At 70.1% G+C, this 3,040-nt stretch carries 5 protein-coding genes; all 5 read left to right on the top strand.

What is annotated here, in order from left to right; all coding sequences use genetic code 11:
* On the top strand, positions 1–607 hold a 607-nt coding region (locus PROKR_RS04005; RefSeq protein ID WP_036959715.1), incomplete at its 5' end, for a helix-turn-helix transcriptional regulator.
* 11 nt (positions 608–618) lie between these two features.
* Positions 619–951 (top strand): hypothetical protein, encoded by a 333-nt coding sequence (locus PROKR_RS04010; RefSeq protein WP_020015298.1) that lies wholly within the window; start codon positions 619–621, stop codon positions 949–951.
* 124 nt (positions 952–1,075) lie between these two features.
* On the top strand, positions 1,076–1,363 hold the full coding sequence (gene tatA / locus PROKR_RS04015; RefSeq protein ID WP_036959720.1) for a Sec-independent protein translocase subunit TatA: 288 nt from the start codon (positions 1,076–1,078) through the stop codon (positions 1,361–1,363).
* Positions 1,364–1,399: 36 nt separating this feature from the next.
* Complete coding sequence (tatC, locus tag PROKR_RS04020; protein ID WP_036959722.1) at positions 1,400–2,146, top strand: twin-arginine translocase subunit TatC; 747 nt, start codon at positions 1,400–1,402, stop codon at positions 2,144–2,146.
* A 71-nt stretch (positions 2,147–2,217) separates the two neighbouring features.
* Positions 2,218–3,040: DEAD/DEAH box helicase (locus PROKR_RS04025; protein ID WP_157601880.1), on the top strand; the 823-nt coding region annotated here is incomplete at its 3' end.

Consider the following 3,040-nt stretch of genomic DNA (forward strand, 5'->3'; position numbering starts at 1 on the left):
CGTGCGGCTCGCGCCGGGCGGGGACCGGCAGGTGGTGGCGGCGATCTCGTCGGCGCTGACGAACCGGCACCGGCTGCGGATCCGGTACGTGACGTCGTCGGACGTCGTCAGCGAGCGGGAGGTGGACCCGGTGCGGTTGCACACGCAGGACGAGTTCGCCTACCTCGCGGCGTGGTGCTACCGCGCGGACGCGCCGCGCACGTTCCGGGTGGACCGCATCCTGGAGGCGGTCGAGACGGACGTGCCCGTGCAGGCGCACCCGGGGGAGGCGGGCGCGGAGATCGACTTCGCGGCGCTGTTCGCGGGTGGTTCGTCTCCGCTGGCGACGATCCGGTTCGCGCCGCGGGCGCGGTGGTTCGCCGAGGAGGTGCCGGTGGAGTCGGTCCGCAACCTGCCCGACGGGGACTTCGAGGTGACGTTGCGCGTGACGAACCCGGGGTGGTTGCGCAGCTCCCTGGTGCGGCTGGCGCCGCTGGTGCGGTCGGTCTCGCCGGCGGTGCTGGCGGACGATGTCGCGGGCACCGCGGCCGAGGCCCTGGCGCTGTACGGGGCGGGTGCGGTGGGCGAAGGTGGGCGCGACGCAGCCACATCGCCCGATCACCACTAGGCTGGGCGACCATGTGGTTCTGGGTATGGACCCTCTTGATCGTGGGGTCCCTCGTCGGAGCGTTCTTTCTGGCCCGTTCTCTGTGGCGGTCGGCCAAGGGGCTCCTGGAGGAGCTGGGCCGGGCCTCGCAACGGTTCGGGGAGTCGGCCGACCGGTTGCAGGAGCTGTCCGACCAGGCGCGGGAGGCGGCGAGCACGCAGCACGCCGGGCCGAGCCTGTTCGACGACGTCACCATCCACTACCAGCGCGTCCACGCGCAGCGGGTGGCGCGTGCGGGCCGGCGGGACGCGCGGCGGGCACGGAACGTGGCGACGTGGCAGAAGTGGAAGCAGTTCAACGAGTAGTTCGGCCCACCGTGGCGGGTGTCGCTACCTGCCGTCTACCGGGGGGCTACCAATTCGCCCCCCGGATCCGCGTAGGATCGGGCACATCCGCACCACAATCAGCACCGCACCGTAAGGAGTCACCATGGGCGCCATGCAGCCGTGGCACTGGATCGTCCTGCTCGTCGTCGTCCTGCTGCTCTTCGGGTCCAGCCGCCTGCCGGGCCTGGCCAAGAGCGTCGGACAGTCGATGAAGATCTTCAAGAAGGAGGTCAAGGACCTGCGCGACGACCGGAACGAGGACGGCAACGCTGCCGACAACGCGCCGGGCTCCGCGACCACCACGAGCACCACCGGGACGGGTACCGGTTCAGGAACGGGGTCGACCCCCGGCCTGATCGACCACAAGGACCGCGACATCCCCAAGGCCTGATCGGTGGCACGAACGAGACGGGCGTCCGACGGTCGGATGCCACTGCTCGAGCACCTGCTCGAGCTGCGCAAGAGGTTCGTCCTGATCGCGCTCGGCCTGGTGGTGGGCGCGATCCTGGGGTGGTTGCTGTACGACCCGTTGCTCGTCCTGCTGCAGCGACCGCTGGTCGTGGCGGAGGAGATGCGCGGCAACGAGATGACCTTGAACTTCGCCGGGCCGATGGCGGCACTGGACCTGAAGATCAAGTCGTCGCTGTTCCTCGCGGTCTTCCTCACCTGCCCGTGGTGGCTGTACCAGGTGTGGGCGTTCATCACGCCCGGCCTGAACCGGAACGAGAAGAAGTACGCGTACGGGTTCGTCGGTGCGGCGTTCCCGCTGTTCCTGGGTGGCGCGTACATGGCCTGGCTCGTGTTCCCGCACGCGATCCAGATCCTGTCGGGCTTCCTGCCGGACGACGCGACCGCGTTCACCAACGCGCAGGAGTACCTGTCGCTGGTGATGCGGCTCCTGATCGCGTTCGGGCTCGCGTTCCTGTCCCCGGTGCTGCTGGTGGGTCTGAACTTCGCGGGTCTGATGTCGGGCAAGGGGCTGCTGGGCGGCTGGCGGTGGGCGATCCTGGTCGCCTTCACGTTCGCCGCGATCATCACGCCCACGCCGGACGCGCTCACCATGATCCTGGTGGCGCTGCCGATCTGCGTGCTGTATTTCGCCGCCGTCGGGGTGGCGCTGCTGCACGACAGGCGCGTGGAGAAGCGGCTGGCCGAGGTCGACGTCGAGGTCTGACGGCCTGCGGTCCCCGTGTCGCGCGGCGGTGTCATACCGCCGTGTCACACAGGGACCGTAGGCTGTGCACCATGAACGACCTGAGCCCCGCCGAGCGGTACTCGGCCTTCCGGTCCCAACGTCGTTTGGAAGCGGAGGGCCGTCCGGGGGCAGGCCCTGAGCTGACCCTCTTCCGGGAGGTCATCGGGTTCGAGCTCGACGACTTCCAGGTCGCCGCCTGCGAGGCCCTGGAACAGGGTCGTGGCGTGCTGGTCGCGGCCCCCACGGGCGCCGGGAAGACCGTCGTGGGCGAGTTCGCGGTCCACCTCGCGCTGGCCTCCGGACGCAAGGCGTTCTACACGACGCCGATCAAGGCCCTGTCCAACCAGAAGTACGCCGACCTGGTGCGCCGCCACGGCCCCGAGAACGTCGGCCTGCTCACCGGCGACTCCACCATCAACGGTGAGGCACCCGTGGTCGTGATGACCACCGAGGTGCTGCGCAACATGCTCTACGCCGGGTCCTCGACCCTGGACGGGCTCGCGTACGTCGTCATGGACGAGGTGCACTACCTGGCCGACCGCTTCCGCGGCCCCGTCTGGGAAGAGGTCATCATCCACCTCTCCGACGACGTACAGCTCGTGTCCCTGAGCGCGACGGTGTCCAACGCCGAGGAGTTCGGCGACTGGCTGGAGATGGTGCGCGGCGACACCGCCGTCGTCGTCTCCGAGCGGCGGCCCGTGCCGCTGTGGCAGCACGTGCTCATGTCCTCGCCCGAGCCGCGCGGCAAGCCGCGCCTCCTGGACCTGTACGCCGGGCACGTCGACCCGACCGACCCCGGCACCAGCCCGCCCATCAACCCCGACCTGTCCGCCGCGTTCCGGTCCGGGCGCGGCGGCAACCGCCCCGGCGACC

The organism is Promicromonospora kroppenstedtii DSM 19349, assembly GCF_000515355.1.
GTDB lineage: Bacteria > Actinomycetota > Actinomycetes > Actinomycetales > Cellulomonadaceae > Promicromonospora > Promicromonospora kroppenstedtii.